Origin of the sequence: [Erwinia] mediterraneensis, from assembly GCF_900604315.1 — a bacterium.
Taxonomy (GTDB): domain Bacteria; phylum Pseudomonadota; class Gammaproteobacteria; order Enterobacterales; family Enterobacteriaceae; genus Pantoea; species Pantoea mediterraneensis_A.
The window spans coordinates 2,864,535-2,883,675 of the sequence record NZ_LR026978.1 but is presented as its reverse complement, the minus strand read 5'-3'; the positions used below and the strand labels follow the sequence as shown (position 1 = coordinate 2,883,675).

General features: G+C 55.4%; 21 protein-coding genes. 9 read left to right on the top strand and 12 right to left on the bottom strand.

What is annotated here, in order from left to right:
- Positions 1-18: 18 nt before the first annotated feature.
- Together clpA and clpS are read right to left on the bottom strand one after the other, a co-directional pair.
- Positions 19-2,295, bottom strand: a complete 2,277-nt coding sequence (gene clpA / locus E0E17_RS13560) for an ATP-dependent Clp protease ATP-binding subunit ClpA (protein ID WP_130834568.1) — start codon at positions 2,293-2,295, stop codon at positions 19-21.
- Positions 2,296-2,350: 55 nt separating this feature from the next.
- Positions 2,351-2,671, bottom strand: a complete 321-nt coding sequence (gene clpS, locus E0E17_RS13555; RefSeq protein ID WP_130834567.1) for an ATP-dependent Clp protease adapter ClpS — start codon at positions 2,669-2,671, stop codon at positions 2,351-2,353.
- Positions 2,672-2,993: 322 nt separating this feature from the next.
- On the opposite strand from clpS, the gene cspD reads away from it, so the two are divergent.
- The 3 genes from cspD (at position 2,994) to ltaE (ending at position 5,471) form a co-directional block, all read left to right on the top strand.
- Positions 2,994-3,215, top strand: coding sequence for a cold shock-like protein CspD (cspD, locus tag E0E17_RS13550; protein ID WP_130834566.1), 222 nt, complete (start codon positions 2,994-2,996; stop codon positions 3,213-3,215).
- 207 nt (positions 3,216-3,422) lie between these two features.
- On the top strand, positions 3,423-4,322 hold the full coding sequence (locus tag E0E17_RS13545) for a LysO family transporter (RefSeq protein ID WP_130834565.1): 900 nt from the start codon (positions 3,423-3,425) through the stop codon (positions 4,320-4,322).
- A 147-nt stretch (positions 4,323-4,469) separates the two neighbouring features.
- Positions 4,470-5,471, top strand: a complete 1,002-nt coding sequence (ltaE, locus tag E0E17_RS13540) for a low-specificity L-threonine aldolase (protein WP_130834564.1) — start codon at positions 4,470-4,472, stop codon at positions 5,469-5,471.
- A 12-nt stretch (positions 5,472-5,483) separates the two neighbouring features.
- On the opposite strand, the gene E0E17_RS13535 is transcribed toward ltaE, so the two are convergent.
- Together E0E17_RS13535 and E0E17_RS13530 are read right to left on the bottom strand one after the other, a co-directional pair.
- Complete coding sequence (locus tag E0E17_RS13535; protein ID WP_130834563.1) at positions 5,484-6,308, bottom strand: N-acetylmuramoyl-L-alanine amidase; 825 nt, start codon at positions 6,306-6,308, stop codon at positions 5,484-5,486.
- Positions 6,308-6,628, bottom strand: coding sequence for a heavy metal-binding domain-containing protein (locus E0E17_RS13530; RefSeq protein ID WP_130834562.1), 321 nt, complete (start codon positions 6,626-6,628; stop codon positions 6,308-6,310). The genes E0E17_RS13535 and E0E17_RS13530 overlap by 1 nt, the downstream gene beginning before the upstream one ends.
- A 105-nt stretch (positions 6,629-6,733) precedes the next feature.
- Here E0E17_RS13530 and E0E17_RS13525 point away from each other — a divergent pair, with 105 nt between their 5' ends.
- The 6 genes from E0E17_RS13525 (at position 6,734) to E0E17_RS13500 (ending at position 11,371) form a co-directional block, all read left to right on the top strand.
- Entirely contained in the window at positions 6,734-7,267 is a 534-nt protein-coding gene (locus E0E17_RS13525; RefSeq protein ID WP_130834561.1) for a lipoprotein, read from the top strand.
- 210 nt (positions 7,268-7,477) lie between these two features.
- Entirely contained in the window at positions 7,478-8,206 is a 729-nt protein-coding gene (gene artP / locus E0E17_RS13520) for an arginine ABC transporter ATP-binding protein ArtP (RefSeq protein ID WP_130834560.1), read from the top strand.
- Positions 8,207-8,221: 15 nt separating this feature from the next.
- Positions 8,222-8,953, top strand: coding sequence for an arginine ABC transporter substrate-binding protein (gene artJ / locus E0E17_RS13515; protein ID WP_130834559.1), 732 nt, complete (start codon positions 8,222-8,224; stop codon positions 8,951-8,953).
- 6 nt (positions 8,954-8,959) lie between these two features.
- Entirely contained in the window at positions 8,960-9,676 is a 717-nt protein-coding gene (gene artQ, locus E0E17_RS13510) for an arginine ABC transporter permease ArtQ (RefSeq protein ID WP_130834558.1), read from the top strand.
- Complete coding sequence (artM, locus tag E0E17_RS13505) at positions 9,676-10,344, top strand: arginine ABC transporter permease ArtM (protein ID WP_130834557.1); 669 nt, start codon at positions 9,676-9,678, stop codon at positions 10,342-10,344. Before artQ ends, artM begins: the two co-directional genes overlap by 1 nt.
- 295 nt (positions 10,345-10,639) lie before the next feature.
- The gene (locus E0E17_RS13500; RefSeq protein WP_130834556.1) at positions 10,640-11,371 is read left to right on the top strand and encodes an arginine ABC transporter substrate-binding protein; all 732 of its coding nucleotides are present in this window, start codon (positions 10,640-10,642) and stop codon (positions 11,369-11,371) included.
- Between the two features lie 37 nt (positions 11,372-11,408).
- On the opposite strand, the gene rlmC is transcribed toward E0E17_RS13500, so the two are convergent.
- The 8 genes from rlmC to rimK all read right to left on the bottom strand — a co-directional run bounded on the left by rlmC (position 11,409) and on the right by rimK (position 19,138).
- On the bottom strand, positions 11,409-12,533 hold the full coding sequence (rlmC, locus tag E0E17_RS13495; RefSeq protein WP_130834555.1) for a 23S rRNA (uracil(747)-C(5))-methyltransferase RlmC: 1,125 nt from the start codon (positions 12,531-12,533) through the stop codon (positions 11,409-11,411).
- 48 nt (positions 12,534-12,581) lie between these two features.
- On the bottom strand, positions 12,582-13,049 hold the full coding sequence (locus E0E17_RS13490; RefSeq protein ID WP_130834554.1) for a YbjO family protein: 468 nt from the start codon (positions 13,047-13,049) through the stop codon (positions 12,582-12,584).
- 64 nt (positions 13,050-13,113) lie between these two features.
- Positions 13,114-13,959 (bottom strand): putrescine ABC transporter permease PotI, encoded by an 846-nt coding sequence (gene potI / locus E0E17_RS13485; protein ID WP_130834553.1) that lies wholly within the window; start codon positions 13,957-13,959, stop codon positions 13,114-13,116.
- On the bottom strand, positions 13,956-14,921 hold the full coding sequence (potH, locus tag E0E17_RS13480) for a putrescine ABC transporter permease PotH (RefSeq protein WP_130834552.1): 966 nt from the start codon (positions 14,919-14,921) through the stop codon (positions 13,956-13,958). Before potH ends, potI begins: the two co-directional genes overlap by 4 nt.
- A 9-nt stretch (positions 14,922-14,930) precedes the next feature.
- Positions 14,931-16,064, bottom strand: a complete 1,134-nt coding sequence (potG, locus tag E0E17_RS13475; RefSeq protein ID WP_130834551.1) for a putrescine ABC transporter ATP-binding subunit PotG — start codon at positions 16,062-16,064, stop codon at positions 14,931-14,933.
- A gap of 123 nt (positions 16,065-16,187) precedes the next feature.
- Positions 16,188-17,297: a spermidine/putrescine ABC transporter substrate-binding protein PotF gene (gene potF, locus E0E17_RS13470; RefSeq protein ID WP_130834550.1), complete on the bottom strand. Its 1,110-nt coding sequence runs from the start codon at positions 17,295-17,297 to the stop codon at positions 16,188-16,190.
- A gap of 372 nt (positions 17,298-17,669) precedes the next feature.
- The gene (locus E0E17_RS13465; protein ID WP_130834549.1) at positions 17,670-18,149 is read right to left on the bottom strand and encodes a YbjN domain-containing protein; all 480 of its coding nucleotides are present in this window, start codon (positions 18,147-18,149) and stop codon (positions 17,670-17,672) included.
- Between the two features lie 86 nt (positions 18,150-18,235).
- Positions 18,236-19,138 (bottom strand): 30S ribosomal protein S6--L-glutamate ligase, encoded by a 903-nt coding sequence (gene rimK, locus E0E17_RS13460; RefSeq protein WP_130834548.1) that lies wholly within the window; start codon positions 19,136-19,138, stop codon positions 18,236-18,238.
- Positions 19,139-19,141 lie beyond the last annotated feature (3 nt).

The window sequence follows — 19,141 nt, the reverse complement described above, 5'->3', positions numbered from 1 at the left end:
TTTTATTTCTGTAGCGGCTTAGTGCACCGTGCCTTCCGTTTTGCGTTTTTCCGCGCTCAGGAAGTGATAGGTAAGCTGGTTTTTCTCCTTGTCCAGCCCGACAGTCACTGAACCCCCATCGACCAGCGAACCAAACAGCAGTTCGTTTGCCAGCGGTTTCTTCAGATTTTCCTGTACCGTACGCGCCATCGGACGCGCGCCCATCGCTTTGTCGTAGCCTTTCTGTGCCAGCCAGTCGCGCGCTTCATCACTCACTTCAAGCGACACGCCTTTGGCATCCAGCTGCGCCTGCAACTCGACAATAAATTTATCCACTACCTGATGAATCACTTCAGTAGAGAGATGTTTGAACCAGATAATGTTGTCGAGACGGTTACGGAACTCCGGCGTAAAGATCTTCTTGATCTCTTCCATCGCATCGGTGCTGTTGTCCTGATGGATCAGGCCGATCGACTTACGTTCGGTTTCACGTACGCCCGCGTTGGTGGTCATCACCAGCACCACATTGCGGAAATCCGCTTTGCGTCCGTTATTGTCGGTCAGCATACCGTTATCCATCACCTGCAGCAGCAGGTTAAAGACGTCAGGATGCGCTTTTTCAATCTCATCAAGCAGCACCACTGCATGCGGATGTTTAATCACCGCATCCGTCAGCAAACCGCCCTGATCAAAGCCGACATAGCCCGGAGGCGCACCGATCAAACGGCTGACGGTGTGACGCTCCATATACTCCGACATATCGAACCGCAGCAGTTCAATTCCCAGCGCTTTCGCCAGCTGCACAGTGACTTCCGTTTTACCGACACCGGTTGGGCCGGCAAACAGGAAGGAGCCTACCGGCTTACGATCCTGGCCCAGACCAGCACGGCTCATTTTGATCGCTTCCGTCAGCGCTTCAATCGCGTTGTCCTGACCAAACACCAGCATTTTCAGGCGATCGCCCAGGTTGCGCAGCGTATCGCGATCGGTGGCCGAAACGCTTTTCTCGGGAATACGCGCAATACGCGCCACCACCGTTTCGATATCGGCGACATTTACCGTTTTCTTGCGCTTGCTGGCTGGCTGCAGACGCGCACGCGCACCCGCTTCATCGATCACATCAATCGCTTTATCCGGCAGATGACGATCGTTGATGTATTTCACCGCCAGCTCCACGGCCGCCCGTACCGCTTTTGCGGTATAACGGACATCGTGGTGAGACTCATATTTTGGCTTCAGACCATTCAGGATCTGCACCGTTTCATCGACAGAAGGTTCGGTAATATCGATCTTCTGGAAACGACGCGCCAGCGCACGATCTTTCTCAAAGATGTTGCTGAACTCCTGATAGGTGGTGGAACCCATCACCCGGATCTTACCGCTCGACAGCAGCGGTTTAATCAGGTTAGCCGCATCGACCTGGCCGCCCGAAGCAGCACCGGCGCCAATAATGGTATGGATCTCATCAATAAACAGAATGCTGCTGTTATCCTGCTCCAGTTGCTTCAGCAATGCCTTAAAGCGTTTCTCAAAGTCACCACGGTATTTGGTGCCCGCCAGCAACGAACCGATATCCAGCGAGTAGATGGTGCACTCTTTCATCACTTCCGGCACATCGCCCTGCACAATACGCCAGGCAAGCCCTTCCGCAATAGCGGTTTTACCGACGCCTGACTCACCCACCAGCAGCGGGTTGTTTTTACGGCGACGGCACAGCACCTGAATAGCACGTTCCAGCTCTTTATCGCGGCCGATCAGCGGATCGATACCGCCTACGCGAGCAAGCTGGTTGAGATTGGTGGTGAAGTTTTCCATACGATCCTCCCCGCCTGCTTGCTCTTCATTAACCGGATGTTCCGGATTCTGCGCCGGGCCTGACTCATCTTTGCGCGTGCCGTGCGAGATAAAGTTCACCACATCAAGACGGCTGACTTCATGTTTGCGCAACAGGTAAGCGGCCTGCGACTCCTGCTCGCTGAAGATAGCGACCAGCACATTGGCACCTGACACTTCGCTGCGGCCGGATGACTGAACATGAAAGACCGCACGCTGTAAAACGCGCTGGAAGCTGAGCGTAGGTTGGGTATCGCGCTCCTCTTCACTGGCAGGCAATACCGGTGTGGTTTGTTCGATGAAGGCTTCGAGTTCCTGTCGCAGAGCCACTATATCTACCGTACAGGCTTCCAGTGCCTCTCTGGCCGACGGGTTACTGAGCAGCGCCAGTAACAAATGCTCGACGGTCATAAATTCATGACGGTGCTCACGCGCTCTGGCGAAAGCCATATTTAAACTGAGTTCCAGTTCTTGATTGAGCATTAGGCACCTCCCCCAATTATCGCTCTGACAACTCGCCTCCTGAATGGAGACGCGTTCAGGCTTTTTCCAGCGTACACAGCAACGGATGCTCGTTTTCCTTCGCGTACTTGTTCACCATAACAACTTTGGTTTCAGCGACTTCAGCGGTAAATACGCCGCAGATCGCCTTGCCCTGATAGTGAACTTTAAGCATCAGTTGCGTTGCACGTTCGATATCATAAGAAAAGAACTTTTGCAGAACGTCAATAACAAATTCCATAGGCGTATAGTCATCATTATTCAGTATGACTTTGTACATTGAGGGGGGTTGCAAGCCCTCACGTACTTTCTCTTCGGCAAGATGTTCAAAGTTAAGCCAGTCGTTAGTATTTGCCATAATGATCCGTTGAAATTCTGCCTTACCCACAAAGACGTTTTTAAGCCTTCACTTAAAGTTTAACACGCTTGTCAAGCCGCCTCTGTCGGATGAAAAATGATCCGTGATTCCTCATGGCGACCTGTATCACAAAATTAGCAATAGCGTTAACTGCTTCAAATTTTGATGAATTTCTCCCCTGGGGCGCCGGAGCTTTGCTTGACGATGCGGTCCGTTTCTCTACATTCTACAGACACAAGCTGATTGAGTTTTAAACAAACTCGACCCACAGCTTAAATGACCTCACCTACTTATCAAAATGTCTTGCGAGGGAAGTAAAAGCATGGAGACGGGTACTGTTAAATGGTTCAACAACGCCAAGGGCTTCGGCTTTATCTGTCCAGTCGGCGGCGGCGATGACATCTTCGCGCACTACTCCACGATTCAGATGGAGGGTTACAGAACGCTAAAAGCCGGCCAACAAGTTCAGTTTGATGTTCATCAGGGGCCGAAGGGCAATCATGCCAGCCTCATCGTCCCGCTGGAGTCAACGGCACGCGCCTGAGCTATCCTTCATTCTGAACAACCCCGTAAAAAAATGCCAGCCAGCGAGGGTGGCATTTTTTCTCTTACTACTCAGATGGGGATGCCCGTCCCTTTTTCAAGCGTGCAAGGCGATTTTCCTGCCGCCAGCCCCCGCAGCACAGGGTTTACAGGCTGACATTTTTTCGCTAGCGTGACGCTCTCTGTTTCATGGATGGCATTACTGCGCATGTATTCCGGACTAATTGTTATTCTGCTGCCACTGATTATCGGCTGGCTGCTGCCGCTGCGCCAACTCACCCTGCTGCGTCTCGTAAATAAGCTGCTGAGCTGGATGGTCTACGTGATCCTGTTCTTTATGGGGATCAGTCTGGCCTTTCTCGATAATCTGAGCAGCAACCTGTTGACGATATTTTACACCACTGCCGTCAGCGTCTTTTGCATTCTGGGCTGTAACCTGCTGGCACTGCGTCTGCTGGAAAAACGTCTGCCGTGGCAACATGTGCATAAGCAGGGCAAACTGCCCTCGCGACTGCAGATGGCGCTGGAGTCGCTACAGCTATGCGCGGTGGTGGTGGTGGGCTTTCTGCTGGGACTGTTGCAATGGCCATTGTTACAGCACGCATCCGAAGCCAGCGAATATGCGCTTTATTTTCTGCTGTTCCTGGTTGGCGTCCAGCTGCGCGGCAGCGGCATGACGCTGCGCCAGATCCTGCTTAATCGCCGTGGCTTGCTGGTGGCGGGCGTGGTGCTGATCAGCGCGCTGGCTGGCGGCCTGATTGCTGCACTGATCCTCGGACTGCCGCTGAAAAACGGGCTGGCGCTGGCCAGCGGTTTCGGCTGGTATTCCCTTTCCGGCATCCTGATGACCGAGGCCTGGGGGCCGGTGATCGGCAGCGCAGCGTTTTTTAACGACCTGCTGCGTGAACTGATCGCCATTATGCTGGTGCCGGTGCTAATCGCCCGCCATCGCTCCAGCGCGCTGGGACTGTGCGGTGCCACCTCGATGGACTTTACGCTGCCGGTATTGCAGCGCGCCGGTGGTGCAGAGATCGTGCCCGCGGCCATTGTGCATGGTTTTATTATGAGCCTGCTGGCCCCGATTCTTATCGCCTTCTTTTCTGCCTGACGCTGCCTGTCTGCGGAGCCAGCGCGATCATCCGGGGGATCGCGCTGGCGAAAAATCACCGGCTGCGGTAAAAGATGCAAAGCAAACAACAACGACGACAGCACTGGCGCTGTCGCGCTGTCCCCGTCCCCGTTTCAGGAGAGCGATGTGATCGATTTACGCAGTGATACCGTAACCCGGCCTGGTGCCGCCATGCTCGAAGCGATGATGAACGCCGCAACCGGCGATGATGTCTATCGTGACGACCCGACAGTGAATGCGCTGGAAGCCGAAGCCGCGCGTCTGAGCGGCAAGCAAGCCGCCCTCTTCTTTCCTACCGGTACGCAGGCCAATCTGGTCGCGCTGCTGAGCCACTGCGAACGCGGTGATGAATATATTGTTGGTCAGCAGGCGCATAACTATAAATATGAAGCGGGCGGCGCAGCGGTTCTGGGTAGCATTCAGCCCCAGCCGATTCAGGCGGCCGCTGACGGCACGCTGCCGCTCGACCTGGTGGCTGCGGCGATCAAACCGGACGATATTCATTTTGCGCGCACGCGTTTGCTGAGCCTGGAAAATACCCATCACGGTAAAGTGCTGCCGCAGGCTTATCTGGCTGCCGCCTGGCAATTTACCCGTGAACGTAAGCTGGCGCTGCATATCGACGGCGCCCGCATCTTTAACGCCGTGGTTGCGCTTGGCGTTACTCTGGAAGAGATTGCCCGTTATTGCGACACCCTGACCATCTGTTTATCGAAAGGGCTGGGTACGCCAGTTGGCTCTCTGCTGTGTGGCGATACCGCTTTTATTGAGCGCGCCCGGCGCTGGCGCAAAATGGCCGGTGGCGGCATGCGTCAGGCGGGTATTCTGGCCGCAGCCGGTCTCTATGCGCTGCAGTACAACGTGGCACGTCTGCAGGAAGATCATGATAATGCCGCCTGGCTGGCAGATCAGCTGGCGGCAATCGGCCTGGAAGTGGTAGATCGGCAAACCAATATGCTGTTCGTGAAAGTGCCGGCGGAACAGGTCGACGCGCTACAGGGCTGGATGCGGGAACGGGAGGTGCTGATCAGCGCCGGACCGGTAACGCGTCTGGTGACGCATCTGGATGTCGACCGCGCGGCGCTGGAGCAGCTGGTTGCTCACTGGCGGGCGTTTCTCAATCAGTAACCCCGTGTGGCGTTAAAACGCCGCACCATATTTATCCAGCAGCGCATACGCAATCGCTTCTGTTTCCGCATCGGCCAGTCCGCGATAATCCGCTGGCCGAAAATGCATCTGAAACGCCGCAATCACTTTTTGCTGCTCGCGCGGCGTCATCTCCGGCGTTACAGCATAACCATAGCGCGCCAGCAGGGTTAACAGCTTTGCGCTGTCCACCGGCTGATCGGCCCGTCGTCCCGCCAGGCGCTGCCTGACCCGTTGCGCATCAGGCCATGCGCCGAATCCCGCCTGTGCCAGTGTCTGCCAGGGGAACAGCGGACCAGGATCCTGCTTGCGCTGCGGCGCGATATCACTGTGACCCACAATATTTTCCGGAGCGATGTCGTAGCGTTGCACCACATCCTGTAATAACGCTGTCAGTACGCGCAGTTGTTCAGGTGGAAAAGGCGCCCAGCGCAAACCGGTGAGCGTACGCTGATAGCCACGGTTCACCAGCTCAATGCCGATCGAGGTGTCATTCAGACGCGTGGCGCCGCGCCAGAAGCTGGGTCCGGCGTGCCAGGCCAGCGCCGCCTCCGGCACCAGTTGCCAGATTATCCCTTTACCTGCGCGTTGCGGCGGCTGCGCCGGGATCAGATAGTGGGCGCTGACCTCGCGATCGGTAAGGGTCGCCAGCGAGGAGGAGAACGCTTCCGCGGTATAGTGAATCACCACCACCTTCACGCGCGGCTGGGCACCACGGGCAGGATGGCGCTCATCGACCCAGTAACCGGTGCGCTGCGTCAGATCAGCGCTCTGACAGCCCGCCAGCAGCAGCGCCGCCAGCAACATCCAGCGGCGCATCAGTGAACGATAACCGCCGTTCCGCTCACGCTGACCATTAACATACTGGCATCTTTGCCGACGGTTTCGTAATCGATGTCAATGCCCACCACGGCGTTAGCGCCCAGTGCTTTCGCCTGCGCTTCCAGCTCCTCAAAAGCGAGCTGCCGCGCTTTGCGTAACTCTTTTTCATAGGCGCCGGAGCGGCCTCCCACAATGTCACGAATGCCGGCAAAAAAGTCACGGAAGATGTTGGCACCCAGAATGGCCTCGCCGGTCACCACGCCACAATAATCAGTGATGGTATGGCCTTCCAGTGTAGGGGTCGTGGAAAATTTCATGCTGCTCTCCTTTTCTCAAAGCGGGTTTCGCGCGTGGGGCTCAAATCCGGGGCTATACTCTATGCTAAAAATGGCGCTTTGCCAGTGAACAATAAGGAAATCGTGATGTATAACAAAGCCTTTATGCTGCTGGCTCCTGCCGCACTGTTGCTTACGGCCTGTACCACCGTTGAACCGGTGATCACCGATAACGGTTCGCGTACCACACCCTGCATTGAAGGCGGGCCGGATCGCGTAGCCCAGCAGTTCTACGATCTGCGCGTGGCCCGTCCGACTCAGGGACTGCCGGATAGCCAGCTACTGGCTCAGTATCGTCCTTATTTAAGCAATACGCTTTATCGCAATCTGATGAAAGCGAATGCGCGCAGCGAGAAACCGGCGGAATGGCGCAGCGGCGATCTCTTCTCCAGCCAGGCTCAGGGGCCAACTCAGGCCAGTGTCTATGATGCCTCAACGATTCCAGATAGCGATGCGCGCAATATTCCGCTGCGCGTTGATCTGAGTCGCGACAACAAACAGTGGCAGGATGAAGTGCTGATGATCCGTGAGGGAAGCTGCTGGGTAGTGGACGATATACGTTATGTGGCTCCGGGGCCACACCCGGGCGGCGGCAGCCTGAGTCAGATGCTGGAACAATAAGCGATCCTGTACCGCTTTGCCCGACGGCGCGCGCCCGTACTGCAGGCGCGCTTGCCGTTCTTGCTACGCGCGATCACGGTATAGCAGCATGATAATGTGCTACGCTTTCCATAATTATCCTCACGTTCATAAATTTTAACGCACCTCAATTGCATAACTATGCTGGTCGCGTTACCATTCGCGGCACTAATTGCTATTCGTTATTTGCGCATGAGTATTCAACTAAACGGGATTAACTGCTATTACGGCGCACACCAGGCGCTGTTCAACATCAATCTGGCATGCCCGCAAGGGGAAACGCTGGTGCTTCTCGGGCCCAGTGGAGCCGGAAAAAGCTCACTCCTGCGCGTGCTGAACCTGCTTGAGAAGCCACGTTCCGGGACTTTGCAGATCGCCGGTAATCATTTCGACTTCAGCAAAACGCCTTCTGACAGTGCGATCCGCGAGCTGCGGCAGAATGTCGGTATGGTGTTTCAACAATATAACCTCTGGCCGCATCTGACGGTGCTGCAGAACCTGATGGAAGCCCCCTGCCGGGTGCTGGGTCTGAGCAAAGCGGAAGCGCGCGCACGCGCCGATAAACTGCTGGAGCGCCTGCGTCTGACATCCTTTGCTGATCGTTTCCCGTTGCATCTGTCTGGCGGACAACAGCAGCGCGTAGCCATTGCGCGCGCGCTGATGATGGAGCCGCAGGTGCTGCTGTTTGATGAGCCGACCGCCGCGCTCGATCCGGAAATCACCGCGCAGATTGTCAGCATTATTCGCGAACTGGCTCAGACGCAAATTACGCAGGTCATCGTCACGCACGAAGTGGAAGTAGCGCGTAAAACCGCCAGCCGCGTGGTTTATATGGAAAATGGCCATATCGTCGAACAGGGTGACGCCAGTCGCTTTACACAGCCGCAAACCGAGGCGTTTGCACATTATCTTTCGCACTAAGTCAGGATGTTTCTAATGAAAAAAGTCGTACTTGCTGCACTGCTTGCTGGCCTGAGCCTGAGCGCCTCTGCCGCACAAACTATCCGCTTTGCTACCGAGGCTTCTTACCCGCCGTTTGAGTTTGTCGATGCGGGTAATAAAATCCAGGGTTTTGATGTCGATCTGGCCAACGCGCTGTGTAAAGAGATGGCGGCAACCTGCACTTTCACTAACCAGGCGTTTGACAGTCTGATTCCCAGCCTGAAGTTCCGTCGCTTTGATGCCGTGATGGCGGGTATGGATATCACGCCGGAGCGTGAAAAACAGGTACTGTTCAGCCAGCCTTACTATGACAATTCAGCGCTGTTTATCGCGCAAAAAGACAAAGTGGCCAGTGCTGATGCGCTGAAAGGCAAACGCGTAGGCGTACAGAACGGCACCACACATCAGAAATACCTGACCGATCAGCACAGCGACATCACCACCGTGCCTTATGACAGCTACCAGAACGCCATCCTTGACCTGAAAAATGGCCGCATTGATGCGGTATTCGGCGATACTGCGGTGGTCAATGAGTGGCTGAAACAGAATCCGAATCTTGCGCCGGTGGGTGAAAAAGTTACCGATAAAGGCTATTTTGGCACCGGTCTGGGCATCGCTGTACGTATGGGTAACACCGAGCTGCAGAGTCAGTTTAACGCTGCGCTGGAGAAAGTGAAGGCGGACGGCACTTATCAAACGATCTACAGCAAATGGTTTCAGCAATAATTTCTGATGAATGAAATGATACCGCTCGCAAGCGCCGCCGGGATGACCGTCGGCCTTGCCGTTTGTGCACTGATCGCCGGCCTTGTGCTGGCGATGATTTTTGCTGGCTGGGAATCGCTGCGCTGGAAGCCGCTGGCGTGGATTGGCACCGGACTGGTGACCCTGATCCGTGGCCTGCCGGAAATTCTGGTGGTGCTGTTTATCTACTTCGGCGCGTCCCAACTACTGTTAACGCTGTCAGATGGTTTCAGCCTCAATCTGGGGCTGTTCAGCCTGCCGGTGCAGGTAGAAATTGAAAACTTTGACGTTAGTCCGTTTCTCTGTGGCGTGATTGCGCTGGCCCTGCTCTATTCCGCTTATGCCTCGCAAACGCTGCGCGGCGCATTGCAGGCGGTGCCGGTGGGACAGTGGGAGTCGGGTCAGGCGCTGGGCATGAAAAAATCTGTGATTTTTTTCCGCCTGGTGATGCCGCAGATGTGGCGCCATGCACTGCCGGGCCTGGGCAATCAGTGGCTGGTACTGCTGAAGGATACCGCGCTGGTGTCGCTGATTAGCGTGAACGATCTCATGTTGCAAACCAAAGGCATCGCAACCCGTACCCAGGAGCCCTTTACCTGGTATCTGGTAGCTGCAGCGATTTATCTGGTGATTACCCTGATTAGCCAGGCGATATTGAAACGCATTGAGCTGCGTACCACGCGCTTCGAACGGGGGCAACGCTGATGCTTGAATATTTACCCGAACTGCTGAAAGGCCTGCATACCAGCCTGACGCTGACGGTCGCCTCGCTGATCGCCGCGCTGGTGCTCTCCCTGCTGTTTACTGTGATCCTGGCGCTGAAGCTGCCGGTCATCAGCCAGGTGGTAAAAGGCTATATTACGCTGTTTACCGGCACCCCGTTGCTGGTCCAGATCTTCCTGATCTATTACGGGCCGGGGCAGTTTCCCTCGATTCAGCAGCTCCCCTGGCTGTGGCATCTGCTGTCGCAGCCCTGGCTCTGCGCCCTGCTGGCGCTATCGCTGAACAGCGCAGCCTATACCACTCAGCTGTTTTATGGCGCGGTGCGGGCGATTCCGGAAGGACAATGGCAGGCCTGTGCTGCGCTGGGCATGGGGCGTAAAGAGAGCCTGCGTATTTTGTTGCCTTACGCTTTTAAACGCGCTCTCTCCTCTTACTCCAACGAAGTGGTGCTGGTGTTCAAAAGCACCTCGCTGGCCTACACCATTACCCTGATGGAAGTCATGGGGCACGGGCAGTTGCTCTATGGACGCAGCTACGATGTCACGGTGTTTGCCGCCGCCGGGCTGATCTATCTGTGCGTCAATGGCCTGCTCACGCTGCTGATGCGACTGGTTGAGAGGCGTGCGCTGGCATTTGAGCGCAGAAGTTAATATCCAGGCGGGTAAATCCCGCCTTTTTTATTGCCAGCTTAAAACCACGTCCTGCGGGCGTGGTCATCAATACGTTTTGGCTCTGCCTTATCGTCTCTGGATTTGAATCTTACGGAACAGGCAGAGACTGCTTTTTAAGGTTTTTGGTACCCCCCTATGGGGTGCAATCAAAGCCGCCTTCTATGAAAGCGGCTTTTTTACTATTTATCCATTTTTATTGCATAAAAATGCAATTAGTGGCATCCTGTATTCTGTTGAACAGAACTCTTTATGTCGTATTACAGGAGCTTTACCCATGAAAAAATGGATTGTTGCTACCCTGGTGGCAACCCTGGCAATGAGTGCCCAGGCCGCAGAAAAAATCCGTTTCGCCGCTTCCGCTACCTATCCGCCGTTTGAATTTCTCGACAGCAACAATGAGATTGCTGGCTTCGATATCGATCTGGCAAAAGCGCTGTGCCAGCAGATGAAAGCTGAATGCACCTTTACCAATAACGCGTTTGACAGCCTGATCCCGTCACTGAAGTTTCGCCGCTACGACGCGATTATCTCCGGCATGGATATTACCGCCGAGCGCAGCAAGCAGGTCGATTTTACCCAGCCCTATTACGCCAACTCGGCGACGGTGATTGCCGCTAAAGGAAAATTCAGCGACTGGTCCCAGCTGAAAGGCAAACGCATCGGTATGGAAAATGGCACTACCCATCAGAAATACCTGCTGGAAAAACATCCGGAAGTGGTGGCCGTGGCTTATGACAGCTACCAGAATGCGCTGCTCGATCTGCAAAATGGCCGTCTGGATGGGGTATTTGGCGACAGCGCGGTAGTGGCGCAGTGGCTGAAGAAAGATCAGAATCTGGCTACCGTGGGTGAGCGCATTACCGACGCGCAATATTTTGGCACCGGCCTCGGCATTGCAGTACGTAAAGGCAATGACGCATTACGTAACGAACTGAACGCGGCACTGACAGAGCTCAAGGCTAACGGAACCTGGCAACAGCTTAACCAGAAATGGTTCCCGGAATAAGCTTCCCGCCAGCACAACCAGCGGCCTTCTGCCGCCATTAACGCCGCGTCAGCAGCGTCAGTACTTCAGAATGGGCGGTATGGGGAAACATATCGAACAACTGCACACGCGTGACGCGGTATTCAGTTAACCGGACAATATCCTGCGCCAGGCTTTGCGCATTACAGCTGGAGTAAAGGATATAGTCGGGTGCCATCCGGCTGAGATACGCACACAGCGCCTCGCCGATGCCGCGGCGCGGCGGATTAACCAGTACCAGTTGTGGAATATCGCTGCGTGAGGTCGCGAACTGCGTTGAATCCAGCGCGGCAAAGCGCACATGGGATAAGCCCAGCATCTCCGCAGATCGGCTGGCGCAGGCGATCGCCTCTGCGCTGATTTCAATACCAGTGAGCGCCATCTCCGGGGTCGCGCAATGCAGCCCAAAGCCACCCACGCCGCAAAACAGATCCCACATGCTGGTCACCGCCAGCGCGCGCACCCAGTCACGCGCCGTGGCGTAGAGCGCCGCTGCCACCTGCGGGTTGGTCTGAAAGAAGCTTTGCGGCCGGATCCAGAGCGGTACGTTATTCAGCTGCTCCGCCAGCGCCTGCTCCGGCGTCAGAAAGATCTCTTCATCGCCTTCCAGGATCGCCATATGCACCGGCTGAATATTGGCCGAAATCACTTTCAGCTGCGGCAGCTGCTGTTGCAGCCAGGGCAGCGCGGCACGCAGCTGCGCCAGCTTCTGCGTTGAGCGCAACACGAAACGCAGCATCATGCCGCCCTGCGTGCTTTCGGTCAGCAGTAGAAATTTCAGCTCGCCACGCTTGCGCGCCACATTGTAAGGGGTTAAGCCCGCGCGGGCGATAAACGGCTTCAGCTGCGCGAACACCGGGGCAAAGGTGTCAGGATAGAGCGGGCAGTCAGAGAGGTCCACCGCGCTGCCATCACGTTGCACCATGCCGAACAGCGGACGCTCTACGCTGCCGCTGACCACCATCTTGGCTTTATTGCGAAAGCCCTGCTGTGCCGAAGCCACCGGCGGCAGCCATGTTTCTACTGCACTGGCGGCCAGCAGTTGCTCCAGCTGAGACTGTTTCTCGCTGAGCTGATGGGCGTAGGGTTTTTCCAGCCACTGACAGGAGCGGCAACGGTTAGCGTCATAGAGCGCGCAGTGCATGGTAAAGCCTGTATTCACGATGGAGGGCAAAAGCGGAGGGCGATTGTATCATCGTCCCCGGAAAAATGCGCGACTGCTGTCAGGCATAAACAGCAGCAGTAATATCAGGAGATCGGGCAGTTTTTGCATCAGGGTGCGATGCAGCACCTGGACGTTATTTTCTCCACTGATGCTGAAAATTTCGGGGTAGATCCAGCCCAGCGAAGCCATCAGCATATAACTCAGCACCGCCACCTGACTGATGACGTAGCCCCAGCGCCCCCGGTTGGCGCCGCGCATCAGAATAATGGCGCAGCGCAGCTCAATAATGAAGATGAGCTGGCTGGCGATAAAAATCAGTGTCGAATCCCAGGATTGCGCGCTGCGGTGCACAAAATTCACCAGCTCGTTATAGCCCAGCTCATTGAACAACATCAGCACACTAAGGCAGCGCGTCGCAATAATCGCCACGCCAGCAATGGTCACCGGCACGGGCGCAACAGGTTGTGTTAAGGCGTGTTTAAAGGTTTCCGACATTGGTCAGCTCCGTAAAGCGGGCGAACTGAGCCCGCCCTTTATGGAGTAGCAAATGTTACGGAATTCAGCCACGTTTTGCTTTCTGAATATCACGCAAACGCTGCTTTTCCTCGTGGGCCATAAAGCGCCAGGCGATAAAGCCCACCAGACCCACGACAAACAGAATCAGCGAGGCCAGCGCATTGATCTCCGGATTAACGCCACGGCGTACAGTAGCGAAGATCGCCATCGGCAACGTGGTCGCACCGGGACCGGTGACAAAGCTGGAAATCACCAGGTCATCCAGCGACAGGGTAAAGGCCAGCAGCCAGCCGGTCACCAGCGCCGGTGCGATCATCGGCACGGTGATCACGAAGAACACTTTCAGCGGCGTAGCGCCTAGATCCATGGCGGCTTCTTCTACTGAGCGATCAAGTTCGCGCAGACGCGAGTTCACCACCACCGCCACATAAGCGGTACAGAAGGTGACATGCGCCAGCCAGATGGTCAGCATTCCGCGATCGGCAGGCCAGCCGAGGGCATGGGCCATCGCCACAAACAGCAGCAGCAGCGACAGGCCGGTAATCACATCCGGCATCACCAGCGGTGCCGTCAGCATAAACGCAAAGCCGTTATGCCCGCGGAAACTGCCAAAGCGCACGATAATCACCGCAGCAATGGTGCCCAGCACCACCGCCATACTGGCAGAGAGCGCCGCAATGGACAGACTGAGCAGCACTGCATCGATCATGGCATCATCCTGAAACAGCACCAGATACCAGCGGAAGGAGAAGTGCTCCCAGACCGTCACCAGCTGCGAGCTGTTAAAGGAGTAAACCACCAGCAACAACATCGGCGCATAGAGAAACAGGAAACAGAGCACCAGAATAAGGGTGCGCCAGGGCGAGCGGATTGTCGGCAGGTTGTTCATCCTTTCTCTCCCAGCTGTTTATTCTGATGCTTATGAAACCAGATGATAGGCAGGATCAGAATCAGCAGAATAATCACCGCCAGCGCTGAGGCCACCGGCCAGTCACGGTTATTAAAGAACTCCTGCCACAGGATGCGGCCAATCATAATGCTGTCCGGCCCGCCGAGCAGCTCGGGGATCACGTACTCGCCCACCGCCGGGATAAATACCAGCATCGAGCCCGCAATAATGCCGCCGCGCGTCAAAGGCACAATCACGCTGAAAAAGGTTTTCAGCGGACGCGCGCCCAGGTCCAGCGAGGCTTCCACCAGCGAATAATCGATACGCGTCAGCGCCGTGTAGATAGGCAGTACCATAAACGGCAGATAGCAGTAAACGATACCGATATAGACCGCCGTGTTGGTGTAAAGGATCACCAGTGGATGGTCGATCACCCCAAGCCACAGCAAAAAGCGGTTCAGAATACCGTTATTGTTCAGCAAGCCCATCCAGGCGTAGACGCGCACCAGGAATGAGGTCCAGGAGGGCAGCAGCACCAGCAACAGCAGAATATTACGCATCGAGGGCGAACTGTGCGCCACCGCCCAGGCGAGCGGATAGCCAATCAGCAGACAAATCAGGGTAGAGATGGCTGCCACTTTCAGCGACTGCAGATAGGCCTCAATATAGAGCGGATCGTCCGTCAGCTGCAGATAGTTGGCAAAATTCACCACCACGCTCAGCTGATCGTCCGCCCAGCTGACGAGCTCGGTGTAAGGTGGGATCGCGCGCGCAATATCCGCAAAGCTAATCTTCAGCACGATCAGAAACGGCAGCAGGAAAAACAGCACCAGCCACACATAGGGCAAGGCAATCACCAGTTTGCGGCCATGCTGCATTTTGATGCGCGTTGCCCAGCGCTGCAGCGGCGTCCCCAGCTGTATCGCCGGGGGTTTGCTGCTGCGTTCAGATATCTGGCTCATTACGCCTCCTTAAACCGTCAGGACCACACAGCTGTCGATATCCCAGCAGAGGCGGACTTCATCTCCCCAGGTGGGCGCCCCTTTGCGATAACGCCAGCTATTCTGCAACTGCGCGCTGATCATTTGCCCGCTGTGCAGGCGGACATGATAGATAGAAAGATCGCCGAGGTAAGCGATATGTACCACCTCCCCCAGGGCAAAGTTACAGCCATCGGCTGGCACCTCATCACACAGCATCACTTTTTCCGGACGCAGAGCCACGTAGACCGGCACGTTTTCAGTAATCATGGCATCGGACTGCACCTTCAGCGGATGGATCAGTCCGGGACTGTCGATCACCAGACCCTCCTCCTGACGTTCACGCAGCAGGCCTTCAAACATGTTGACCGAACCAATAAATTCGGCGCTGTAACGGCTGCCCGGATGCTCATAGATCTCTTCCGGCTCGCCAATCTGGATAAATTTCCCGCGATTCATAATAGCGATACGCCCAGCCATGGTCATCGCCTCCTCCTGATCGTGGGTGACCATCACACAGGTGGCGCCGACGCGCTCCAGAATGTCCACCACTTCCAGTTGCATGCGATCGCGCAGCTTTTTATCCAGCGCGCCCATCGGCTCATCCAGCAGCAGCAGCTTGGGACGTTTCGCCAGACTGCGCGCCAGCGCCACGCGCTGGCGCTGGCCACCGGAAAGCTGATGCGGCTTGCGCTTTGCGTACTCCTGCATATGCACCAGCGCCAGCATCTCCTCGACCCGGCTGTTAATTTCCGCTGACGGCAACTTATCCTGCTTCAGGCCAAACGCGATATTCTGCTCTACCGTCATATGAGGAAACAGCGCGTAGCTCTGGAACATCATATTGATGGGGCGCTGATAAGGCGGCACATGGGAGAGATCCTGACCATCCAGCACAATCTGGCCACTGGTCGGCGTTTCAAAGCCCGCCAGCATACGTAACAGGGTCGATTTTCCGCAGCCGGACGCCCCCAGCAGGGCAAAAATTTCCCCTTTGTAGATGGTCAGGCTGACATCATCCACGGCATGCTGACCGTCAAAGGATTTCGTCAGGTTGCGGATTTCCAGCAACGGCGTTAACGCTTTTGCGGTTTTATTTTGGGGACGGGGAATCGCGTCGTTCACTAACTTGTCTCTCCGGCACTGAGCGGAACAGCACGGCAAAGCCAGCCGCTAAAAAAGGCACAACAGAGGCCATCACCGCGCCTCTGTTGCCGTTTTATTGCAAGTAAATACGTTCAGGACGAATCACTTACCACTTTTTACTTTAGTCCATGCACGGGTACGCACACGATCCAGTTTCGGATCCTGGACTTTCAGAACAAAGAGTTTGGACATGGTTTCCTCTGTCGGGAAGATACCCGGGTTGTTACGCACATCCGCATTCACCAGCGGCAGCGACGCTTTATTGCCGCTGGCATAGTAGATTTTATTAGAAACGTTGGCGATTACCCTGGGATCCATGATGTAGTTTAACCACTGGTAGGCGGCATCCACGTTTTTCGCATCTTTTGGAATCGCCATCATGTCAAAGAATGCCAGCGCGCCCTCTTTGGGAATGCTGTAGGCCAGATGCACGCCATTATTCGCTGCGTCAGCACGATCTTTCGCCTGCAGCACATCTCCTGCCCAGCCGATCGCCACACAGGTGTTCCCGTTCGCCAGATCGTTGATGTACTGAGACGAGTGGAAGTAGCGGATATTCGGACGCAGCTTCAGCAGCAGATCGGTCGCAGCAACCGAGTAATCTTTGGCATCGCTGCTGTTGGGATCTTTGCCCAGATAGTTAAGCACGGTGGCAAACACTTCTTCCGGGGCATCAAGGAAAGAGACGCCGCAGCTTTTCAGTTTTTCCAGATTTTCCGGCTTAAATATCAGATCCCAGCTGTCAACCGGCGCATCTTCACCCAGCACGGCTTTTACTTTATCGATGTTATAGCCGATACCGGTGGTGGCCCACAGGTAAGGAATCGCATATTTATTGTCCGGATCGTGCTGCGCCACTTTTTCCAGCAGGGCCGGATCGAGATTTTTATAGTTGGGCAGCTTGCTCTTATCCAGCGGCTGGAAGACGCCAGACTGCAGCTGACGCGCCAGGAAGCTGGAGGATGGCACCACCACGTCATAGCCGGTGCTGCCTGCCATCAGTTTGCCTTCCAGCACTTCGTTGGAGTCAAACACGTCGTAGACGACTTTCGTCCCCGTCTGTTTTTCAAAGTTCGGCACGGTGTCTGGCGCAATATAATCGGACCAGTTATAAACGTGCAGCGTCTTTTCTTCTGCCATGGCGCCAGCGGAAACCGCTACCAGTACGCCAGCTACCACACCTGACAACCATTTTTTACGTTGGTTGAACATCTTTTTTCCTCCTGAGCGGGGTCATTACAACTCGGCAGAATAAGCGATCCAGCTAATGCGCTCTTCTGTAATTTACAGGCACACACAATGAATCAATATTCAGCGTTCAGTTAATAGAAAAAACCTATGCCTGCGCTGGCGTTGCACGTCTTATGCAGCCCCGCAAGAATAGCCCCCCTGATTCTTCTGTACCATACCTCAGGTTAAAAAACGCCTTTTTGCGACAGCTTATGCATGTTTCTGCTATGGGGTGTGGCTTACCTGGCATAAAGCACGACTAATATCTGGCAATAAAGGGTAAAATGCAGAATAAAAAATGGTGGGAAGAAAATGAAAACTGCCGCAAAAAGCAGCAGTTAAAACAGCAGAAAATTAATGAAGCAATGGATGACTGAGTAGCAGCGGCTGCCGCTCCTCCTCTTCGCCCATCATCAGCAAATTGTTGGCGAAAGCTTCCATGATCACCATGGAGATTTGCTCTTCACTTTGCCGGATAAAGCTGGAAAACTGGCCAAACGTCAATCCTGCGCTGGTACTGACAGACTGGCAGACAATCAGCTTCGGCAGATTGTCGTCCTGAATATCAAGAAAGGCTTTCACCGTCAGGGAACTGGCGTTAATCTGCGAGAGGTCGCCTGCCAGAGCGATAAGCGCGGTGGGTTTAACCTCAGCCAGACCAGAAAACAGAATGACATTATCGACCAGATCGATTTTGGCATCGAACACGCCTTCAAAGTTCTGCATGTGCGGCAGATGCAGAGCCTGGCAAGCGTCACACTCAAACCAGGTGATATTTTGTTGATCCAGCCAACGGCGTAATACGTCGATATCCGGAACGACAAGAGAATCCATTGTGATGTCTCGTGGGGTAAGAAATAAGCGTCTTAGCTTACGGAAAAAAAGCCGTCAATGCCACGAAAACCGCCCGGAAAGCGCGCTCAGCCCCCGGTTTTAAGACGAAAGCCTGGCTGCGCATGCCGCTCAATCCATTCGATCATCAGCGCGGCAATATTGAGTCCTGTTGTGGTTTCAATGCCTTCCAGGCCTGGCGACGCGTTCACCTCCATTACCAGCGGACCGCGATGGGCGCGCAGAATATCCACGCCCGCGACTTCCAGTCCCAGGGTCGCCGCGGCCTTCACCGCTATCGCCCGCTCCTGGGGGGTAATCTCCACCCGGTGTGCCTGACCGCCACAGTGCAGGTTCGAGCGAAAATCTCCCTCTTTCGCCTCCCGCTCTATCGCCGCCACCACCTGGTCTCCGATCACCAGACAGCGAATATCGCGCCCGCGGGCTTCTTTAATAAACTCCTGCACCAGAATATGAGCGTTCAGGCCGCGAAACGCGTCGATAACGCTCTCTGCTGCCTGTCGGGTTTCCGCCAGCACCACGCCGATCCCCTGTGTCCCCTCCACCAGCTTGACCACCAGCGGAGCACCGCCCACCATCTCGATCAGATCGCGCGTATCGTCCGGCGACGAGGCAAAACCGGTGACCGGCATATCGATACCTTCGCGCGCCAGCAGCTGCAACGAACGCAGCTTATCGCGCGCCCGGGTGATCGCCACAGACTCGTTAAGAGGATAACTGCCGCACATTTCAAACTGACGCAGCACCGCCGTGCCGTAAAAGGTGGTCGCGGGGCCGATGCGCGGGATCACCGCATCGAAGTAGCCCAGCGGCTCTCCGCCATAATGCACTACCGGCGATGCGGGATTGATATTCATATAACAGGAGAGCGGGTCAATAATCTGGATCTCATGGCCGCGCTGTTGCGCGGCCTCACGCAGGCGTTTGCAGGAATAGAGTTCGCCATCACGTGATAAAAGCGCAATTTTCACCTG

Excerpts from the sequence above, each read along its gene's own strand:
- E0E17_RS13525 (WP_130834561.1), top strand. The coding sequence starts at position 6,734 with ATGTATAACAAAGCCTTTATGCTGCTGGCTCCTGCCGCACTGTTGCTT.
- E0E17_RS13530 (WP_130834562.1), bottom strand. The coding sequence starts at position 6,628 with ATGAAATTTTCCACGACCCCTACACTGGAAGGCCATACCATCACTGAT.
- artP (WP_130834560.1), top strand. The coding sequence starts at position 7,478 with ATGAGTATTCAACTAAACGGGATTAACTGCTATTACGGCGCACACCAG.
- rlmC (WP_130834555.1), bottom strand. The coding sequence starts at position 12,533 with ATGCACTGCGCGCTCTATGACGCTAACCGTTGCCGCTCCTGTCAGTGG.
- potI (WP_130834553.1), bottom strand. The coding sequence starts at position 13,959 with ATGAACAACCTGCCGACAATCCGCTCGCCCTGGCGCACCCTTATTCTG.
- E0E17_RS13500 (WP_130834556.1), top strand. The coding sequence starts at position 10,640 with ATGAAAAAATGGATTGTTGCTACCCTGGTGGCAACCCTGGCAATGAGT.
- E0E17_RS13545 (WP_130834565.1), top strand. The coding sequence starts at position 3,423 with ATGTATTCCGGACTAATTGTTATTCTGCTGCCACTGATTATCGGCTGG.
- artJ (WP_130834559.1), top strand. The coding sequence starts at position 8,222 with ATGAAAAAAGTCGTACTTGCTGCACTGCTTGCTGGCCTGAGCCTGAGC.
- clpA (WP_130834568.1), bottom strand. The coding sequence starts at position 2,295 with ATGCTCAATCAAGAACTGGAACTCAGTTTAAATATGGCTTTCGCCAGA.
- clpS (WP_130834567.1), bottom strand. The coding sequence starts at position 2,671 with ATGGCAAATACTAACGACTGGCTTAACTTTGAACATCTTGCCGAAGAG.
- E0E17_RS13535 (WP_130834563.1), bottom strand. The coding sequence starts at position 6,308 with ATGCGCCGCTGGATGTTGCTGGCGGCGCTGCTGCTGGCGGGCTGTCAG.
- cspD (WP_130834566.1), top strand. The coding sequence starts at position 2,994 with ATGGAGACGGGTACTGTTAAATGGTTCAACAACGCCAAGGGCTTCGGC.
- potF (WP_130834550.1), bottom strand. The coding sequence starts at position 17,297 with ATGTTCAACCAACGTAAAAAATGGTTGTCAGGTGTGGTAGCTGGCGTA.
- E0E17_RS13465 (WP_130834549.1), bottom strand. The coding sequence starts at position 18,149 with ATGGATTCTCTTGTCGTTCCGGATATCGACGTATTACGCCGTTGGCTG.
- E0E17_RS13490 (WP_130834554.1), bottom strand. The coding sequence starts at position 13,049 with ATGTCGGAAACCTTTAAACACGCCTTAACACAACCTGTTGCGCCCGTG.
- potH (WP_130834552.1), bottom strand. The coding sequence starts at position 14,921 with ATGAGCCAGATATCTGAACGCAGCAGCAAACCCCCGGCGATACAGCTG.
- artQ (WP_130834558.1), top strand. The coding sequence starts at position 8,960 with ATGAATGAAATGATACCGCTCGCAAGCGCCGCCGGGATGACCGTCGGC.
- artM (WP_130834557.1), top strand. The coding sequence starts at position 9,676 with ATGCTTGAATATTTACCCGAACTGCTGAAAGGCCTGCATACCAGCCTG.